The organism is Segatella bryantii (genome assembly GCF_022024215.1).
GTDB classification, from domain to species: domain Bacteria; phylum Bacteroidota; class Bacteroidia; order Bacteroidales; family Bacteroidaceae; genus Prevotella; species Prevotella bryantii.
The window spans coordinates 1,179,656-1,196,808 of record NZ_CP091798.1 but is presented as its reverse complement, the minus strand read 5'-3'; the positions used below and the strand labels follow the sequence as shown (position 1 = coordinate 1,196,808).

Genomic DNA, 17,153 nt, shown 5'->3' with positions numbered 1-17,153 from the left:
CAGAGAAATTTCAATATTTTCTCTGCAAGATAACCTAAAATGCCTTTTGGCTATTTATCATAATAATTATGTACATATTCAGAAAACATCAAGATAACATCAAAGATATAGAGCAGTCTAATAAATATCAATCTAGAGAAAAAATAGATAATTTAAAGAATAATTTATTTAAGTATTAACTTTAAGTAGTAATCTTTATTATAGAATGTTTTCTCGTTCATATAATAAGCCTGTTTCATAATAGATAAGTCGTATGCGTCTACGATTTCTGGACATAAAGATGAATACAACTGTATAACAGCTGATACTTTAGCTTTCATTTTTGGGGAATTTCCAGCCAATTGGTCGCATGCTTCTGAATTTTGAATTTTTCGAGGACGACCACGTTTCTTTTGAGGCACAGGAAGGCCTGTTATAGTTACTGGCTCAATTTTATTCTTGATATGCTCATTGGCATATCGATCAAAAAGATAAAAAGGCACTCCGCGACTAACACAGAACTCTATAAGCGGAATATTATTTGGAGCACCTTCCATTTGATACAGAAACCATAATCGTTCCAGTTCTGCATCTGAAATTGTTCTTTCGTCTGTTTGCATAATCGTTTTATTTATTGACCATGCAAAGTTAAAAAGGGTCGTTTTTTACCACAAGGGTCGAAATTGGACGCTTACTAAAAAAGTACTCCGCGACTAACTATCATATTAGAACATAATCGGCATTATGATAAATAGGTGTTATTATATTAAAAATATAGATATACAAAAGTCCTCTATCATTATAAAGTTATTTATCTACACATATAAAACTGCTATTTTGGCAGAAAAGTTTAAAATAATTATACTTTGATGTCAAATCGGCATAATACTACTCGGTGGCATATTCATTGCATAATATCAAGTGAAACGAAAGCTAGATTTAAGGCAGATGAGCCTGAAATTAAGTAATAGTTTCAATAGATAAATAAAGGATAAAAAAATAATTGGAGGTATTAATTATGTTGTTAGCTCGTAGAAACAATGAACAGAATTGGTTAAACAATTGGTTTGATGACAGTTTCTTTGATACCGACTTAATGCCACGCATCAACGCTACTGCACCAGCTGTTAATGTAAGAGAAAATGAAAAATCTTATATTATGGATATCGCTGCTCCTGGTTTGAAGAAAGAGTTTGTTCGCATGGATTTAGATAACGATGGAAATTTGAATATCGCTATTGAGAACAAATTGGAACATAAACAGGAAAACAAGAAAGAACATTATATTCGTCGTGAATTCTCGTATTCAAATTATCAACAGGCTTATACCCTACCAGAAGATGTTGATAAAGATAAAATTTCTGCAAAGGTAGAAAATGGTGTTCTTGAAATACTATTGCCAAAGCTTAATCCTAAAGATGAGCCCCGTAGCACGAAGAAAATAGAAGTTGCATAAGTGTAAATAACTAAAATTGTAGATTTAAAGCAATGAAAATGCCTGAAAGATAGCATATTATTTAAGAATATGCTTCTTTCAGGATTTTTTGTTAAATAGCTCTTGCTTCCTTTGCTGCCTGTACCATATTCAATAATGCAGCTTTAGTTTCTTTCCAACCTCGTGTTTTAAGTCCACAGTCTGGATTTACCCATAACCTTTCGGCAGGTATTAATTTTGAGGCTTTATGAAGCAGTACAACCATTTCATTGACTGCAGGAACACGTGCAGAATGAATATCATAAACACCTGGTCCTATCTCGTTAGGATATTTAAATTCTCGGAAGACATCGAGTAAATCCATCTGTGAGCGCGAACATTCGATAGTAATAACATCTGCATCCATTCGTGCTATGTGTTTAATAATATCATTAAATTCAGAATAGCACATGTGAGTATGTATTTGAGTTTCGTCCTTTACTCCTGCTGCTGACAATCTGAAGCAGTCTACTGCCCATTTCAAATAATTATCCCAATCTTTGCGGCGAAGTGGTAATCCTTCACGTATAGCAGGTTCGTCTATTTGGATAACACTTATACCATTTTTCTCTAAATCAAGAACTTCATCACGTATTGCCAATGCAATTTGCTTGCAAGTATCCTCGAGTGGTTGATCATTGCGTACAAAACTCCACTCGAGAATTGTAACTGGACCGGTCAGCATTCCCTTCATCGGTTTATTACTAATACACTGTGCATATTTTGTCCATTTAACAGTCATAGCATGAGGTCTCTTCACATCACCATATATTATAGGAGGTTTCACGCATCTGCTTCCATAACTTTGTACCCAGCCCTTCTGTGTGAAAGTGAAGCCATCTAATTGTTCACCGAAATATTCAACCATATCATTGCGCTCAAATTCTCCATGAACAAGCACATCGAGGCCTATTTCTTCTTGCCACTTAACACACTTACGTGTTTCTTCCTCCAAAAGACGTGTATACTCCTCGTTTGTTAAATGTCCTTTACGATAAGCTGCACGCCAAGATCTTACCTCTGAAGTTTGAGGAAAAGATCCTATAGTAGTTGTTGGGTATTGTGGCAAGTGTAAATGTCTACGCTGAACTATACTTCGTTGAGCATATTCACTTTTTCGATTAAAGTCAGAAGACTGTATCGCAGCAATACGACTTTTTACAGCATCATCGTGGATTTCTTCAGATTGACGCTTGCTTCGCATATCATTTTCGTTGGTGACAAAAGCCTTAATACATGAATCAACGATTTGACCTGTAGTACGTGTTTTCAATAATGTTAATTCGTCTATTTTTTGTCGTGCAAAAGCCATGTATCGTTTGATACTTTTCGGTAAGACTTGCTCATTATGTTCAACTTCAAGATCGTATGGTACATGAAGTAGCGAACAACTTGTACTTAATATAACACGATTATGTCCTAAAGTACATATTGCCTCATGCGCCTGTTCGTGGACAGTTTCAAGATTACTTTTCCAAATATTGCGTCCATCTATAAGACCAAGTGAGAGTATCTTATCTTTTGGTAAACGCTTAACTATGTTCAACTGCTCTGGAGCTCTTACAATATCTACATGAATTGCTTGAACAGGAAGACTAATAGCCAAAGATTCATTATCCCCAAGACTACCAAAATAAGAGGTTAAAATAATATTTGGTTTAACCTTATCACTCAAATAGTTATAAGCTTCAGTATATGCTTTCTTAGTACGTTCATCTAAATCAGTAACCAGACATGGTTCGTCTATTTGAATCCACTGAGCTCCTCTAATCTTCAACTGTTCTAGCAATTCTGCATAAACTGGAAGCAACTTAGGTAAGAGATCAAGTCTGTTAAAATGTTCTTCTTTCTCTTTGCCTAAAAGAAGATAGCTAACGGGGCCAATAAGCACAGGCTTGGTCAATATACCTAGCGATTTAGCTTCCATAAATTCATCGACGATTTTTGTATCGAAGCAAGTGAATAGCATATCGTGAGTAAATTCTGGCACTATGTAATGATAGTTCGTATCAAACCATTTAGTCATCTCCATAGCTATAACATCCTGTCCATCTTTTTGATACCCACGAGCCATTGCAAAATATAATTTTAGCTTATCCTGACATAAAGAATCATAACGTTCTGGTATAGCCCCAAGCATAAAGCTCATGTCCAACATCTGGTCGTACAAAGAAAAGTCATTGCTTGGAATTAGATCTATACCTGCCTGCTGCATTAGTTTCCAATTCTCCGCACGAAGATTTTTTGCAACTTCGAGTAACTCTTCTTTTGTGGAATTTCCTTTCCAATAGCTTTCTAGTGCTCGCTTCAGTTCGCGATCCTTACCTATGCGTGGATAGCCCAACACATTAGTCTTTACAATGTTCTTGTTTGTCATCTTTCTTATTTATACGATAATTTTGTTCTATGTTTATTTCTTTGACAAAAGTAGAAAAAAAATATTAGCAAGACAAAATTTCTTGAATATTCGGAAAAATATACTAACTTTGTAGCAAATAATATGTTTTAGCAGAATAAAATTCTGCGTATATGAGCAATATAGGAATATTCAAGTAGGATTTGAATAACTTATAGAAAACAATTAAATCAATTTAATCGAAAATTATATGGAAAGTAATTACACATTAGATGATGTTGATATCAAGATATTGAGAATTCTTCAACAAAATTCTGATTTGACCGTCAAAGAATTGGCAGCTCGGGTTCACCTTTCACCATCACCAACCTTTGAAAGGCAAAAGCGTTTGGAGCGTGAGGGATATATACAACGATATATGGCTGTCGTAGATCCGCAGAAAGTTGGCAACGGAATACTTGTGTTATGTAATATCAGGCTTAAACAACACACTCAGAAACTTATTCAAGAATTTATGGATGCAGTACAATCTATACCAGAAATAACAGAATGTTTTAATACAAGTGGTGATTACGACTTTTTAATAAAAGTATATTCACGCGATATGAAAGCATATCAGCAATTTATGCTTAACACTTTGGGAACTATAGAATGTGTGGGTAGCCTACACAGTATCTTTGTTATCGATGAAACCAAAAATACAAGAGGTGTGACTATACCTAGATAAATAGTTTTTTTTGAAATAATATACTTTTAATTTTGCCTTCTTACAGCGAAATTTAAGCCTAAATGTAAATTTAAGCTCGATTTTAATTAGTCTTCCATAAAAAATTACTACATTTGAAGCAAACAAAATAGGCTAAGGTAAAAATGATATCGTTTGAAAGTGATTACGACAATGGCGTGCAGCCAGAAATATTGAAGAGATTTGTTGAAACCAATAGTGAAAAAACATCCGGATATGGATTTGATGCATTTTGCACGAGTGCTAAAGAAAAAATAAAAAAGGCTTGTGGACTAGAACAAGCTGAGATTTTTTTCCTAATTGGTGGAACACAGACTAATGCAACTGTTATAGACGGACTTTGTGCAGGATATGAGGGTGTAATTGCAGCTCAAACTGCTCATATTAGTGTACATGAATCAGGTGCAGTGGAAGCTTCTGGCCACAAGGTGCTTAACATTCCAAGTAACGGAAGTAAACTTCAAGCAGAAGAAATAGACCATTACATGAAGAACTTCTTAGCAGATGAAACTTACGAGCACATGGTACAGCCTAGAATGGTTTATATCACTATGCCTACTGAATTAGGTGACATCTATACTCGACAGGAGTTAGCAGATATATATGAAGTGTGTCGCAAACATCATCTCTACTTGTATATAGACGGAGCACGATTAGGCTATGGACTTATGTCTCAAAAATGCGATTTTGATTTGCCTTATTTAGCTTCTCACTGTGATGTATTCTATATTGGTGGAACCAAGGTTGGTGCAATGTTTGGTGAAGCTGTGGTATTTACTAATATGCGTGCACCACGTTACTTCTTTACTCATGTTAAACGTCATGGTGCTTTATTAGCCAAAGGAAGAATGCTTGGTATTCAGTTTGATACGCTGTTTACAAATAATCTTTATTTCAAGATTTCAAAACATGCAATTAACTGTGCCGAGGAACTAAAGGAAGTGTTTGCCCGACATGGCATTAAGATGGGGGTAGACTCCCCTACCAACCAGCAATTTGTTATATTAACTAAATCACAGAAAGAGCACTTGATGAAGCATATTGCTTTTGAAATTTGGGAACCGATTGATGACAAGCATCTTTTGTGTCGATTTGTAACAAGTTGGGCAACTACAAAAGAAGATATAGAAGGCTTAGATAAAGCTTTGGCACAATTATAAAAAACAAGTAAAAAAAACAAGATGACTATTCGCAAAATTATCGTAACAAGTATAGTAGTTCTTTTAGGAACCTTTGTTTATGCACAGACCCCACTGAAAAAGGTCTATGATGAGACTATCAATCCAATAGAACAAATCGATCAGGCTCTTTCTAAAGCAAAGGGCAAACATAAATATATAGTATGTCAAGTAGGTGGTAACTGGTGCCCTTGGTGTCTTCGCTTTGCAGATTTTATCACAAAAGACCAAGATATAGCCCAGCTTATTGCCAATAACTTTGAGTATATTCATGTCAATTATAATCCTCGAAAGTCTACTGGTGCAGAAAAAAATGCACAAGCAGAGGCTATGCTCAAACGTTTGGGTAATCCGAGCAGATTTGGTTATCCGGTATTTGTGGTATTAAATTCTAAAGGGGATGTACTTCATATTCAAGATTCAAGTTTTCTTGAAGAAGGACAGGGATATAGCAAAGATAAGGTTATCAGATTCTTCAAGAACTGGACACCTCAAGCTGTAGAAAGCGGGAAGTAAACAACTCCCGCTTCCCCCCTACCAACCACAGAAAAACACATTATTATAGAACACAACATTAAACATCATGACTATATTCCACCACACATCTAATTATCAAATCAGATCCGCAGTTGCGGCCAATCAGTTTTATACAAGTAATGCCCAAGAGTTAGAACAGCCAATGCTATTCTTTCGCAAGATGTAAACACTTTTTTACAGATACTTAATTGGGGATTGGGCAATGTTGAGTAATTTCATTATATAAAATGAAAGAAACATAAATAAGACCATACTTTTTACTAAAAAACTAGTAACTTTGCAATCATACAAAAAGATTGTAAATTCATGAATATTATCCAAATTTTCAAAAAGTGGTCCCTGCTATGCGCGATAGCTGTAGGTATGTCGATATATTGCCTATTCTACTATACTCCAATACTCGTCCCCGTAGGAGAGATTTGTGGCCCAGCATTGCAAGGACTCATGCCATGGATACTCTTCACTATTCTTTATGTTACATTCTGTAAAATTGAAGTGAAAGAGATGCGGCCTCGTACATGGCATTTTATTCTTCAGGGATTACGGACGTTAATTTCAGGTCTGTTGGTACTGATTATCATGTATACTAGTAATCCAGAAGCGAAATTAATATGGGAAGGATGCTTCTTGTGTGTCATTTGTCCGACAGCAGCAGCTGCCGCTGTTATTACAGAAAAACTAGGTGGAAATATTACATCTCTTACCATTTACACAATTATAGCCAACTGTGTAACCAGTATTATTATTCCACTCTTCTTTCCTTTAGTAGAGCCATCTGCCAACGTTCCTTTTCTTACTATGTCAGGCATGATTCTAAAGCGTGTATTCATAGTATTAATAGCTCCACTAGCCTTAGCCTTCCTCACTCGAAAGTTTGCAAATCCATTAGCTATTTGGGTACGTAAAACCAAGAATTTAGGCTATTATCTTTGGTGCTTCAATCTCACCATTGTCAGTGGTGTAACGATGCATAATATTCTCGCTTCTACCGTTTCTTGCTTCACGTTGTTAGCATTGCTGATTTCGCCACTATTCATCTCTGTAATTCAATTTGCAATAGGAAAGGCAGTAGGTAAGCCATATGGTGATAATATTACAGCAGGTCAAGCTTTAGGTCAGAAAAATACAGTAGTCGGTATATGGCTTACTATTACTTTTCTGAACCCACTTGCTGCCATAGCCGCAGGTGGCTATTTAGTTTGGCAAAATATCATTAATGCTTTGCAAATAAGGTACAAAGAGAAATATGGTTATTTAAAGTGGTAATTACACTTTAAGATAAAAATTTAGCCCTCGATATGTCTTTTACATACCGAGGGCTTTGTTTGCTGCATCTTTTGAAACAATTTTATAAATTTAATCAAGTTTGAAGAGTCCTCCTACAAATGTTGCAGCTATTTTAGCACCTTTTACAGCCTGACCTGTTGTAATATCCGTACGATATACATAGAGTCCTTCTGATGTACCTATCGGAGCATAGACATAATTGCCTTCTTGGAAAGCAACGAATCGGCGACCACCACTACCATTGTGTATAGGTATTTCTACAATATCCTGTGAAGTCTTGTTTACAAGATCGATTATACAACACTTTAGATCGGCGTCACTCCATGCACTAGCATCCAGGCGTGTAGTTACTTCTGCATAAACCTTACCGTTACCTAAATAAAGCCAATGTGCAACTTTCTGTCCAGTTAATGCCTGATAATCAAAACTATAATTTGGATCAAATTTAGTTTCTCCAGAATTAATTTTTAAAAATCCTGAGTTTTTAGTAGACTGTGAAAAGCCATTAGCTAGTGACGAATTAGACATCGCATAAATATCGCCATTTTCATCCTTTTGGAGTCCATTGAAAGCATTCCATGAGCCTATATTGCCAAAACGAGGGTCCTTAATAAGAGCCTTGAACTGACAATCAGGATAGCTATATACTGCTACGTAAGCTGTATCTACAGCTGGTGTTGCAAAGGTGGTAGTACTCATTGGTACATAACTTACATACAGATTACCACCTGCGTAAACCATGCCCGTTACAGAAGGCCATTCTTCTTCATCCATTGGCGCTACAGGTGTTGTTGTTATTTTATTTTTAAGAGCTAATGACTTAATATCAACGCTGTAAAAAGTTAGATTTTGATTTTTTCCTGCAGATGTAGGCAATTCAAGTGCTGCCATCGTATTATTATCAACCTGACAAAATCCAATCGGAGTATTATTGAATTGGAAATTACTTACTTCCTGAATGTATCCTTCTGTATCGCGTTGTATACCTACAGCCTCTGTTACACCTAAACCACCAATCGAAAAGATGGTTTGTTCTGCTTGTTGATAATCACGATAACCATTCTGCTCGAGACCTTTCCCGATAGCATCGATAGTACCATCCATCAAATCTGAAGTGGTTACTGCATAGTATGTAGTAGTGCCACTATTGGTGATACCAAGTGCCATAACATAAGGTTCATTAGCAACTTCTGTGCTGCCCATATCGTCATCGCAAGAAGCAAGAAACGTTAAACTTGCTAAGAGTGAAGATACTAAGACAATAGATTGTATTTTATTTTTGATAATTGTCTGAAAATTCATATTTATTTGTATTCTTTTAAATGTTAAATTGGCTATATAATTACATCTTAGAGAGGAATAGGCGGAATTTAATATTAAATGCACGACCTGGCTTCTGCAGGCGATAGTTATCATAGAGTTTCTCATCCGTAAGATTTGTGCACTCAAGAGATACACTATATTTACCCTCATTCATCAAATAGGTAAGCGATGCATTATGTGAGAACTGTGTAGGAATATATTTCTTACTTGTAGGACGTCCCAAGCCAGGAAAACTTAGATAATATTTATAGATATAATCACAATTATAGCCCAATGTCAAGGTATTGCCTTTAGCTAGTATATTGTGAAAATTCCATGATGCATCACCATTCATAAAGAAATATGGTATATTAGGCATCCGCTGACCATAAGTTACATTCTCTGATACACCTGTATCTACATACGAATTGTCTACAGTCTCTGTCTTCTGTCTGTCCTTAATATCCTGATAAGTAAGATTAAAACCTACATTTAGATTATTGCGCCAACTATACTGTAAACTTGCTTCTAAACCATTAGTTATGGCTTTACCTATATTCTCATAAGAAGTAGTTGGATCACTAGTAAGACTTACACCTTTCAGAATGAAGTCTTTTGTATTGCGATAGATGTAGCTTACTTCAGCCATAAGGTGATGTTCATCAATCTGCTGATCAAAGAGTAAACCAATGTTCAGATTTCTAGAAATCTCCGGACGAAGATCAGGATTAGCTTTTTGAATAAATCCATCACCAAATATTTCAACTGCTTCAGGCATACGATAAGCTTGCTCGAAGCTAGCTTTCAACTGCAATGAAGGTAATATAAAATAGGTAGCAGCAGTTCCATAGCCGATCTTACTTTTGTTATTTTTCACTTGTTCATAATGCTCAGTTTCGAGGAACTGATCCATAAGTTTATGAGTAGATGTGTGTAAGAAATAAGCCTTTCCGAAAACATTGACATTCCATCGATCATATCGTAGTTGATAACCTAGCCCTGAAATATTCTTTGTGAGATACTGAGAGATATTATTCATTGCATAGTCAGGATATTCTTTATCATCTTGCTTATGTCGCATACTACTGAATACATGATTAAAAGTAATGCTCTGATGATCATCAATCACATAATTAAGATTAGCATTAACTTGCCACTGACGCTCATGGATTGTAGCGTTAGTTAGATATCCTTCACCACGACTATTGCTAGCAATTGATTCTCCACGCCAATTATAAGTTACAGCAGCTGTATCTACATTGTTAGTATTAACTATACTGTATGTTGTATAAAGAGACAGATCGAGACCTGGTATGAAGAGGTTAGTTTTATGATAGCGGATACTAGGAATGAAAGAAATACTCTTGGTTGTAGGTTTACCATATACAGCATCCATTGTAGCGCCAGTCTGAATATTTTTATCATTTGCAGACAAGATGGCTCCAACAAGAAAATAATCCGCCCACGACTTACCTATTATACCCGACTCTACTTTTAAACCACCAGACTGATATTGATCATGGAAACGTTTTACCCATTCATCCCCTAATTGCTCACCTGTATTTAAGTCGACAATAGGAGCATATACTTTAAAATTATTCTTAGAGTAATTATAAAATGCATTCGTACGAATAGTAAATCCTGTGTTTGTGTTGGTATAAGCACCATTTAAACTTACTTTATGTGTACCAAATGAACCTATAGAATAAGTTGCATCAAGGTAATTTGCATTCTTTCGAGTTACAATATTCACAGCTCCTCCAAGTGCATCACCTCCTAAATAGACTGGTAATACTCCTTTGAATACCTCTATATGTTCTGCGATATTCGCAGATAAGTTGGCAAGATTAAAACTGCTACCGAAGTTATCCATAGGTATTCCATCAAGGAAAAATTTTACTTGATTGCCACTAAAACCATTCATAGAGAAAGTATAGTTACTTCCTACTCCTCCATCTTCTCGCACGCGAATACTACTTACTGTATTCAGAACTTTATCAAGAGGTTTAATTGTAGTATATTGTTTTGATAGATCTACTACAGATACCGCATAAGCTTGCTCTTGCAATTTCCTAGCTTTTGACTTAGCTATGACAACAACATTATCAAGATTCTGCTCAGAAAAATAGCCCTTACTACTATCTTTCGATGCAGTTATATCTTCACTATTAAGTTTAGTAGAAGGTGATACTATCTTTGCTGCAACCATCTGCGATGACAGCATCATTAATCCAATCGTTAATACCTTATTATTTTTTACCATATACCTATTATTTATATCAATACTTCAACTTTTCAATTCTTTATCGAAAGCGATGCAAAGATACCATGATGCTTAAGAATTTGCAATACTAAGAAATAGGTAAAATATAGTATAATTCAAACAAATATATTGTTATTTTGGGTATTCTATCATTATAAGTAAGTATTCGTTGGTGATGTTGGCATACTAATGAATTGTCTACTCTAAACTTGCCAGCCATGAAGCAAGTGCTACTAAAGAAGCCTGCCAGTTAATTGCGATTTCATTAGAAGCATAAGACTCTGTAACATCGAGATATGATAATGCAGGTTCCTTACTTGGATAAAGAATGTTTATCTTATCCAAATCTTTTTTATCCTGTTGCCCTGGATTTGGTCCACCTACCAACAGGCCAGGAAATGGTTTTGCTATAGCATCTGCTGCCGATAAACGATGATGAGGATGCATGACAGGTTTGATGCCCATGGCTGTTACAAAGCAATAGCCTGTAGGATTATGACCTAAGATGTATTGCATATTTGCGCGAGCGATAGCTTTATAATCATTAGACTCCTTGCGCTGTTTACTGCGGCGTATTTTCAAAGAATTAATCCTACTACGTTTGCTCTGTTTTTGAGTTGAACGACAATGCCTACGATGAGGCATCGATGAAGCTGCTACAGATTTACTTTTGTCTATTGTTTGAACTTTATCCACTAATCGATGTTCCTGGCGTGACGATTTGCGGCTCGCGCGTTTATCAATATGATACTTATCTGCCATCAATAAAATATAACCTTGTGTGCACGCATTAGCAAGACTTCCCCAGTAGAAATCTTGAGGACGAGTACCGAAACTTGCTCCTATCGATGATTTCATTGATAAGCGCGCAAGATGTTTGGCAAAATGATGTAATCTGATGATAGCTTTATCGTGTAGTATACCATGTCCATGAACAATAGCCTCCAGCGAACCTAAAGTAGCAACAGAAGCCCATGAAGGCACATTCATTTGAAATGGTTGATTACGAATAGCTTCAAAATAATAAGTATACTTATGCGTCATTAAAAAAAGTTCAATTGATGCCCAAAAGCATTCATCACTAGCATTATTGTCACCATAACTACCTGTAGTAATAGCAGGCTTAAATGTATTATTTATTTTGTTTTGGTCATAATAGGCATATGGATGTTTTTTAGCCCAGTTATATGCTTTTTCAGCAGCAACTAAAGCCTGGGTAGAAAATTCCGGATAATCAAGATTTCCCTTAAAAATACGGGCTGCTTGCGCCATAATTGCGGCGAAGTCATATGTTGCAGTTACACTTTTTTGTACAACATAGCGCTGTTGTTTACATTCTGATGGCATAATAAACTCTTCAAAATGTGGAGTAGTCAATTTATGATATACTCCTCCATCTTCTGGATCTTGCATGGTAAGCATCCATTTCAGGCTAAACATAACTTCATCCAGTATATCTGCTGTTCTATTACTACTTTCTGGAATATTTGATCCATGCTGTTTAAAGTAATCGGGTATTTGCTCATACGCCAGAAGCATTAATCCACAGGAATAGGCACAGTTTACCACATACTTATTATAATCACCTGCATCATACCACCCTAAAGGCGAGGATATCACAGTACCAGCTGGTCTATCAAGGGATGCTGCCGAAGGATGAATAAGCACATGGGTATCTTTGTGACTTAGAGGTCTGGCGTATTCTCCAGCATACTGTGTTTCGATGGGTACACCCGAACGAATAAGATAAAAGGCCTTAAGGGATGCCTCGGCTATATCCTTGAATGTTGGTTGAGATACAGCTGTTTGCGATGAAGCTTGCAATGAATAACCAAAAAAGCAAACGATTCCAAATAAGATTGTTGCAAATAGTTTTTTCATGTTATCAATTAATGCTAGATTATATCTTTCCAAGATAAACGATGCGCTGATGATCTGAATGATCACCAAACCATGTTACAAAGTTAACAAAAAAACATATACTTCCAAATATATATGATATAAAAGCGTAAAAGCCAACTTAATTATACAAATCGATCATTGTTATTTTATTCTGCAAACCTACGTTATAAAACTTTTGTAACTTCATTTTTATTCCATATAATCAAGAGTTTTTATCTATATTTCCACAAAGTTTTAGTATATGGGAAAACCATAGAAAAACGCTTTCATATTACATTTTTTTGTCCATGTCTTTTTATATTTTTGCAAACGTTTTTTATCTTAAATATTGAATCGTATACAGAAATACTACGTTTTAATAAGCAATAAATTTACCAATAAACAAAAATGAATGCATTACCAAAACAAGTGAAAAGATTGAAAGTGTGCGGAATGATTGCTATGATGGCGTGCTGTAGCGAAGCTATGGCTGGCGGATTAATGAGTAATACGAACTACCATATCGCGTTTGACCGAATGATGGCTCGCGGTGCTTCTTTTGAAGTCGATGCAGCCTATAGTAACCCTGCTGGCTTAGTATGGGGGCACGAAGGATGGCAACTCTCATTTAATTGGCAGATACCTACTCAGAATCGTGATATAGAGTCTACATTCCCACTTTATACAGAAGAAAACCAGACCAAAACTTTCCATGGTAAGGCTTCTGCTCCTTTTGTCCCTGGTCTTTTTGCTACTTATCATAAGGATAATTGGGCTATCTCAGCTATGTTGGGTATCGTAGGTAGTGGTGGCTATGTACGTTATAATGAGGGCTTGCCGATGTTTATAGCTCCTCTTATGGCTGGGATCGCCAAATCTTCAGGCTCTATTACCCCTGAAATGTATGATATCGATGCACAAGTTAAGGGTAAACAGTATATATATGGAGCACAAGTAAGTTTTGCCCATAAGATAGGCGATTATTTTTCTGCTTCTGTAGGTTTTCGTGTCAGCTATTATCAAGGATACTATCGTGGGCACGTCAAAGCTACACTTAAAGATGCCATTATTAAAGGACTTGCTTCTCAGGGAATTAACAGGACTGCAGAATTGATTAACTATCAGCTAGACTGCGACCAGAGTGGATGGGGAGTCAATCCAATATTAGGTGCTAATTATCATAATGGTCCACTCACATTGACAGCCAAGTATGAATTCCGTACCAAACTGAATATTCCTAACAGTACTTCCGTAAATAGTGATCCTGACGGCTTACTGTCTGCATTTAAAGATGGCAACAAGACTCGTTATGATATACCTGCACTACTAAGCATTGCTGCTGGGTATGAGTTTACTCCTAAACTTCGTGCCACACTCGAATATCATTGGTTTGACGATAAACATGCAAAGATGTCTAATAATCGCCAAGAGGCGCTAAAGAGAGGAACAAATGAGTTTTTGGCAGGTGTCGAGTATGATATTAATAAAACATGGACTGTAAGCGTTGGCGGCCAACGTACAGACTATGGACTATCTGATGATTACCAAACTAATACATCGTTTGCATGTGATAGCTACTCAATTGGTGCAGGTGTAGCGGTCAACGTTAATGAACATGTACGCATCAATGCTGGATATTTTACAACTCTCTATAGTGATTATGAGAAGCAAGTAGATAATTATTACGATACTAAATTGTCGGGCACAGAAACTCTTAAACGCACGAATGGGGTTATAGGCTTTGGTATCGATTACAAATTTTAATTATTAAAGTGAGATCTCTTAAAAAAATACATATATTTAGCAATACATAAACATACCATACTGCATTTAAAAAGATCTCTCTAAGCTAAAGAGCAGCACACAGCTTCATTTTATACAGAACCTTCTGAAGCGAGTGCTGCTCATTTATTTTTGTCGGAGCTTATCGCTTGTTCTCATTCCGTAATTCTCCAGGAGTTTTACCAAAGTATTTATGCACATAGTTTGCAAAGAAAGAAATATTAGCAAATCCCATTTTATTACAGATTTCTTTCATTGATAAGGTGGTATTACAGAGGTTAAAACGAATATCCTCTTTTGTATATTGCCTGATCCATTCAGTTGCAGTTCTATTACTATATTTACTACATAGCATCGATAAATATTTTGGAGTAATCGATAATTCTGCTGCATAGCGCGATACTGGACCATATTTGACAGAACTTGACGATAGTCGATCGATAAAACGATCAAAAAGTATCTTGCCATGTGAATGGTCAGCCTTGGTATCACTCAGATAATCATCCATAACACTACACATATCTAACAATAATCCTTTGATAATTGCTCGCATAGCCTCTACCCGATTTGTCCCCTTGGCATATTTTGCCTTAAATCGAATAAGCTCATAATAGCACAAATACTGTTGGCGAAAAGATTCTGTCAGCTGCATAATATGCATCTTCTGATCGTAAACAAAGAGATTCCATTGGCCTATTTTGCTGCCTAATAGAGAGTGAATGATATCTGACGATAAACAGATAGCTTTACCTTTAAAGTCATCACTCATATCATAGTCCTTAAGCGTAGAACCAGGAGGAGCAAGTACCACCTCACCCGCGTGTAAATGTTGACTTTGTCCATTAAAGTCAAAGCTACAATTACCCTGCGATACTAACACTACACAATATGCATTCAGATGAAGATTATGAAGATGCTTCTCCTTAACGATACTATCCACAAGAGCTATTTCGCCATCATGATACGATACAAACTTAAGTTCTTGACTTAACCGGGCCAAGTCAAGTTCGTATATTTTGTTAGAGATATTTAAGCTCTTATTGGTTTTCATTATTCACAGTTTAAAGAGAATCACCTTCATTCATCATTTTAATATCTATCTTTAGTCTTGATATCATCAGACCATCGATGATCCTTAGGGAAAGCTAGACCACCCCAAGCCTTAACTTGAGTCCAAGGCTGAGCAGCATCTGTCCAGAATGGAGCATCTGCAGGCAAACCTAACGGCATAAAGCTTAAACTTGTCATATACAGACTACCATTATTGGTATACCAGTCTGCTGTACCAGGTTGATTTCCACAGAATCCAATAGTAAGGAAGCCACCAGCATTATAATTATTCTGTTCATCAAACATGCGATGCATTACCTTAGTAAGAGCTGCACGAACTTGTCCATTACTTAAATCTTTTGGCAGAGTCTGATACCATGCCATGAGAGCTAATGGCTGCAAAGCAGCAAGACGATATGGTGTAGAACGACCGATAACAGGAAAGGTACCTTCTGGCGAAATGAATCGCTCAAGGATAATAGAAAACTTCTGTGCCCGTTTCAGTTCGCGTTCCCAATATTTCTTATAATCTATGCGATTATGAGCCTTAGCTTCATCCATTGCTTTTAAAGTTTCAAGATACATCGGATGGAATACATAGCTACTATAGTAATCGAAAGCAAAGTCTGGTCCATCTGCATACCAGCCATCTCCCACGTACCACTCCTCCACTTTTCTCACAGCAGAGTTAACACGATATGTGTCATAGGGTGCACCAACTTTAGCAAGAAAACTTTCGATGGTTGAAGAGAATAAAACCCAGTTTGTATATGGTGGATCTATAGCTCTTACACCTAAGAAATTGTTGATATATCTTTTCTTAGTCTGTTCATCAAGCGGAGTCCAAAATGTATCAAAACCTCTGAGGAAACTTTCAGCGATGTATGCTGCATCTACCATAAGTTGTCCCTCACCTTTCCATAATAGACAGTCTGGCGAATTAGGATCAACTGCGTTTTTATAGCTTTCTAAAGCCCACTCTCTCAGCTGTTTCCGTTGTTTGCTTTCAAGCGTGTTATCATCTGGCAAACTCAACCAAGGTGTAATACCTGCCATTAAACGTCCAAAACATTCCATATAGGCCACCTTTTTATTTCGTCCATCCCATGTAGGTGAAACTTCGAGTTGCATATTCTTTTGCAATTCACCTTTTGCCATGTTTTCAAGTACAGGCTTGGCCATCTTATAGGCTTGACTGCACCAATACTCACGATCGGTTGTATGTTTGTTACTTCTTTTTGCTAGCATGCTAAAAGGAACAAACATCAACAAAAGTAACACTAAAACTGATACGTTTTTTTTCATTGTGTAATTAGGTT

The 17,153-nt window shown here is 36.4% G+C and carries 13 protein-coding genes; 6 read left to right on the top strand and 7 right to left on the bottom strand.

Going from position 1 to position 17,153, the window contains the following annotated elements:
* Positions 1–164: 164 nt before the first annotated feature.
* Positions 165–599 carry an AT hook motif domain protein gene (locus L6471_RS09040; RefSeq protein WP_237797196.1) on the bottom strand — a complete coding sequence of 145 codons (435 nt, stop codon included), beginning with the start codon at positions 597–599 and terminating at the stop codon, positions 165–167.
* A gap of 398 nt (positions 600–997) precedes the next feature.
* Here L6471_RS09040 and L6471_RS09035 point away from each other — a divergent pair, with 398 nt between their 5' ends.
* Positions 998–1,435 carry an Hsp20/alpha crystallin family protein gene (locus tag L6471_RS09035; protein ID WP_006281345.1) on the top strand — a complete coding sequence of 146 codons (438 nt, stop codon included), beginning with the start codon at positions 998–1,000 and terminating at the stop codon, positions 1,433–1,435.
* 91 nt (positions 1,436–1,526) lie between these two features.
* Here L6471_RS09035 and metE read toward each other — a convergent pair whose 3' ends face one another.
* Positions 1,527–3,830 (bottom strand): 5-methyltetrahydropteroyltriglutamate--homocysteine S-methyltransferase, encoded by a 2,304-nt coding sequence (gene metE / locus L6471_RS09030; RefSeq protein WP_237797195.1) that lies wholly within the window; start codon positions 3,828–3,830, stop codon positions 1,527–1,529.
* Between the two features lie 229 nt (positions 3,831–4,059).
* Here metE and L6471_RS09025 point away from each other — a divergent pair, with 229 nt between their 5' ends.
* The 4 genes from L6471_RS09025 to L6471_RS09010 all read left to right on the top strand — a co-directional run bounded on the left by L6471_RS09025 (position 4,060) and on the right by L6471_RS09010 (position 7,535).
* Entirely contained in the window at positions 4,060–4,536 is a 477-nt protein-coding gene (locus tag L6471_RS09025) for an Lrp/AsnC family transcriptional regulator (protein WP_094448930.1), read from the top strand.
* A 143-nt stretch (positions 4,537–4,679) separates the two neighbouring features.
* The gene (locus tag L6471_RS09020) at positions 4,680–5,714 is read left to right on the top strand and encodes a threonine aldolase family protein (protein WP_237797194.1); all 1,035 of its coding nucleotides are present in this window, start codon (positions 4,680–4,682) and stop codon (positions 5,712–5,714) included.
* 21 nt (positions 5,715–5,735) lie between these two features.
* Positions 5,736–6,248 carry a DUF255 domain-containing protein gene (locus tag L6471_RS09015; protein ID WP_237797193.1) on the top strand — a complete coding sequence of 171 codons (513 nt, stop codon included), beginning with the start codon at positions 5,736–5,738 and terminating at the stop codon, positions 6,246–6,248.
* Between the two features lie 327 nt (positions 6,249–6,575).
* Positions 6,576–7,535 (top strand): transporter, encoded by a 960-nt coding sequence (locus L6471_RS09010; protein WP_027453472.1) that lies wholly within the window; start codon positions 6,576–6,578, stop codon positions 7,533–7,535.
* 90 nt (positions 7,536–7,625) lie between these two features.
* Here L6471_RS09010 and L6471_RS09005 read toward each other — a convergent pair whose 3' ends face one another.
* The 3 genes from L6471_RS09005 to L6471_RS08995 all read right to left on the bottom strand — a co-directional run bounded on the left by L6471_RS09005 (position 7,626) and on the right by L6471_RS08995 (position 13,002).
* Entirely contained in the window at positions 7,626–8,858 is a 1,233-nt protein-coding gene (locus L6471_RS09005; RefSeq protein WP_237797192.1) for a DUF4374 domain-containing protein, read from the bottom strand.
* A gap of 40 nt (positions 8,859–8,898) precedes the next feature.
* Positions 8,899–11,121, bottom strand: a complete 2,223-nt coding sequence (locus L6471_RS09000; RefSeq protein WP_237797191.1) for a TonB-dependent receptor plug domain-containing protein — start codon at positions 11,119–11,121, stop codon at positions 8,899–8,901.
* 198 nt (positions 11,122–11,319) lie between these two features.
* Positions 11,320–13,002: a glycoside hydrolase family 9 protein gene (locus tag L6471_RS08995; protein ID WP_237797190.1), complete on the bottom strand. Its 1,683-nt coding sequence runs from the start codon at positions 13,000–13,002 to the stop codon at positions 11,320–11,322.
* Positions 13,003–13,431: 429 nt separating this feature from the next.
* Here L6471_RS08995 and L6471_RS08990 point away from each other — a divergent pair, with 429 nt between their 5' ends.
* On the top strand, positions 13,432–14,766 hold the full coding sequence (locus L6471_RS08990) for an OmpP1/FadL family transporter (protein WP_237797189.1): 1,335 nt from the start codon (positions 13,432–13,434) through the stop codon (positions 14,764–14,766).
* A gap of 160 nt (positions 14,767–14,926) precedes the next feature.
* Here L6471_RS08990 and L6471_RS08985 read toward each other — a convergent pair whose 3' ends face one another.
* Both L6471_RS08985 and L6471_RS08980 read right to left on the bottom strand, forming a co-directional pair.
* On the bottom strand, positions 14,927–15,835 hold the full coding sequence (locus L6471_RS08985) for an AraC family transcriptional regulator (protein WP_006281355.1): 909 nt from the start codon (positions 15,833–15,835) through the stop codon (positions 14,927–14,929).
* 38 nt (positions 15,836–15,873) lie between these two features.
* Positions 15,874–17,139 carry a DUF2264 domain-containing protein gene (locus tag L6471_RS08980; RefSeq protein WP_074613691.1) on the bottom strand — a complete coding sequence of 422 codons (1,266 nt, stop codon included), beginning with the start codon at positions 17,137–17,139 and terminating at the stop codon, positions 15,874–15,876.
* Positions 17,140–17,153 lie beyond the last annotated feature (14 nt).

Coding starts and splice junctions, on each gene's coding strand:
- L6471_RS09040 (WP_237797196.1), bottom strand. CDS start 599: ATGCAAACAGACGAAAGAACAATTTCAGATGCAGAACTGGAACGATTA.
- L6471_RS09035 (WP_006281345.1), top strand. CDS start 998: ATGTTGTTAGCTCGTAGAAACAATGAACAGAATTGGTTAAACAATTGG.
- metE (WP_237797195.1), bottom strand. CDS start 3,830: ATGACAAACAAGAACATTGTAAAGACTAATGTGTTGGGCTATCCACGC.
- L6471_RS09025 (WP_094448930.1), top strand. CDS start 4,060: ATGGAAAGTAATTACACATTAGATGATGTTGATATCAAGATATTGAGA.
- L6471_RS09020 (WP_237797194.1), top strand. CDS start 4,680: ATGATATCGTTTGAAAGTGATTACGACAATGGCGTGCAGCCAGAAATA.
- L6471_RS09015 (WP_237797193.1), top strand. CDS start 5,736: ATGACTATTCGCAAAATTATCGTAACAAGTATAGTAGTTCTTTTAGGA.
- L6471_RS09010 (WP_027453472.1), top strand. CDS start 6,576: ATGAATATTATCCAAATTTTCAAAAAGTGGTCCCTGCTATGCGCGATA.
- L6471_RS09005 (WP_237797192.1), bottom strand. CDS start 8,858: ATGAATTTTCAGACAATTATCAAAAATAAAATACAATCTATTGTCTTA.
- L6471_RS09000 (WP_237797191.1), bottom strand. CDS start 11,121: ATGGTAAAAAATAATAAGGTATTAACGATTGGATTAATGATGCTGTCA.
- L6471_RS08995 (WP_237797190.1), bottom strand. CDS start 13,002: ATGAAAAAACTATTTGCAACAATCTTATTTGGAATCGTTTGCTTTTTT.
- L6471_RS08985 (WP_006281355.1), bottom strand. CDS start 15,835: ATGAAAACCAATAAGAGCTTAAATATCTCTAACAAAATATACGAACTT.
- L6471_RS08980 (WP_074613691.1), bottom strand. CDS start 17,139: ATGAAAAAAAACGTATCAGTTTTAGTGTTACTTTTGTTGATGTTTGTT.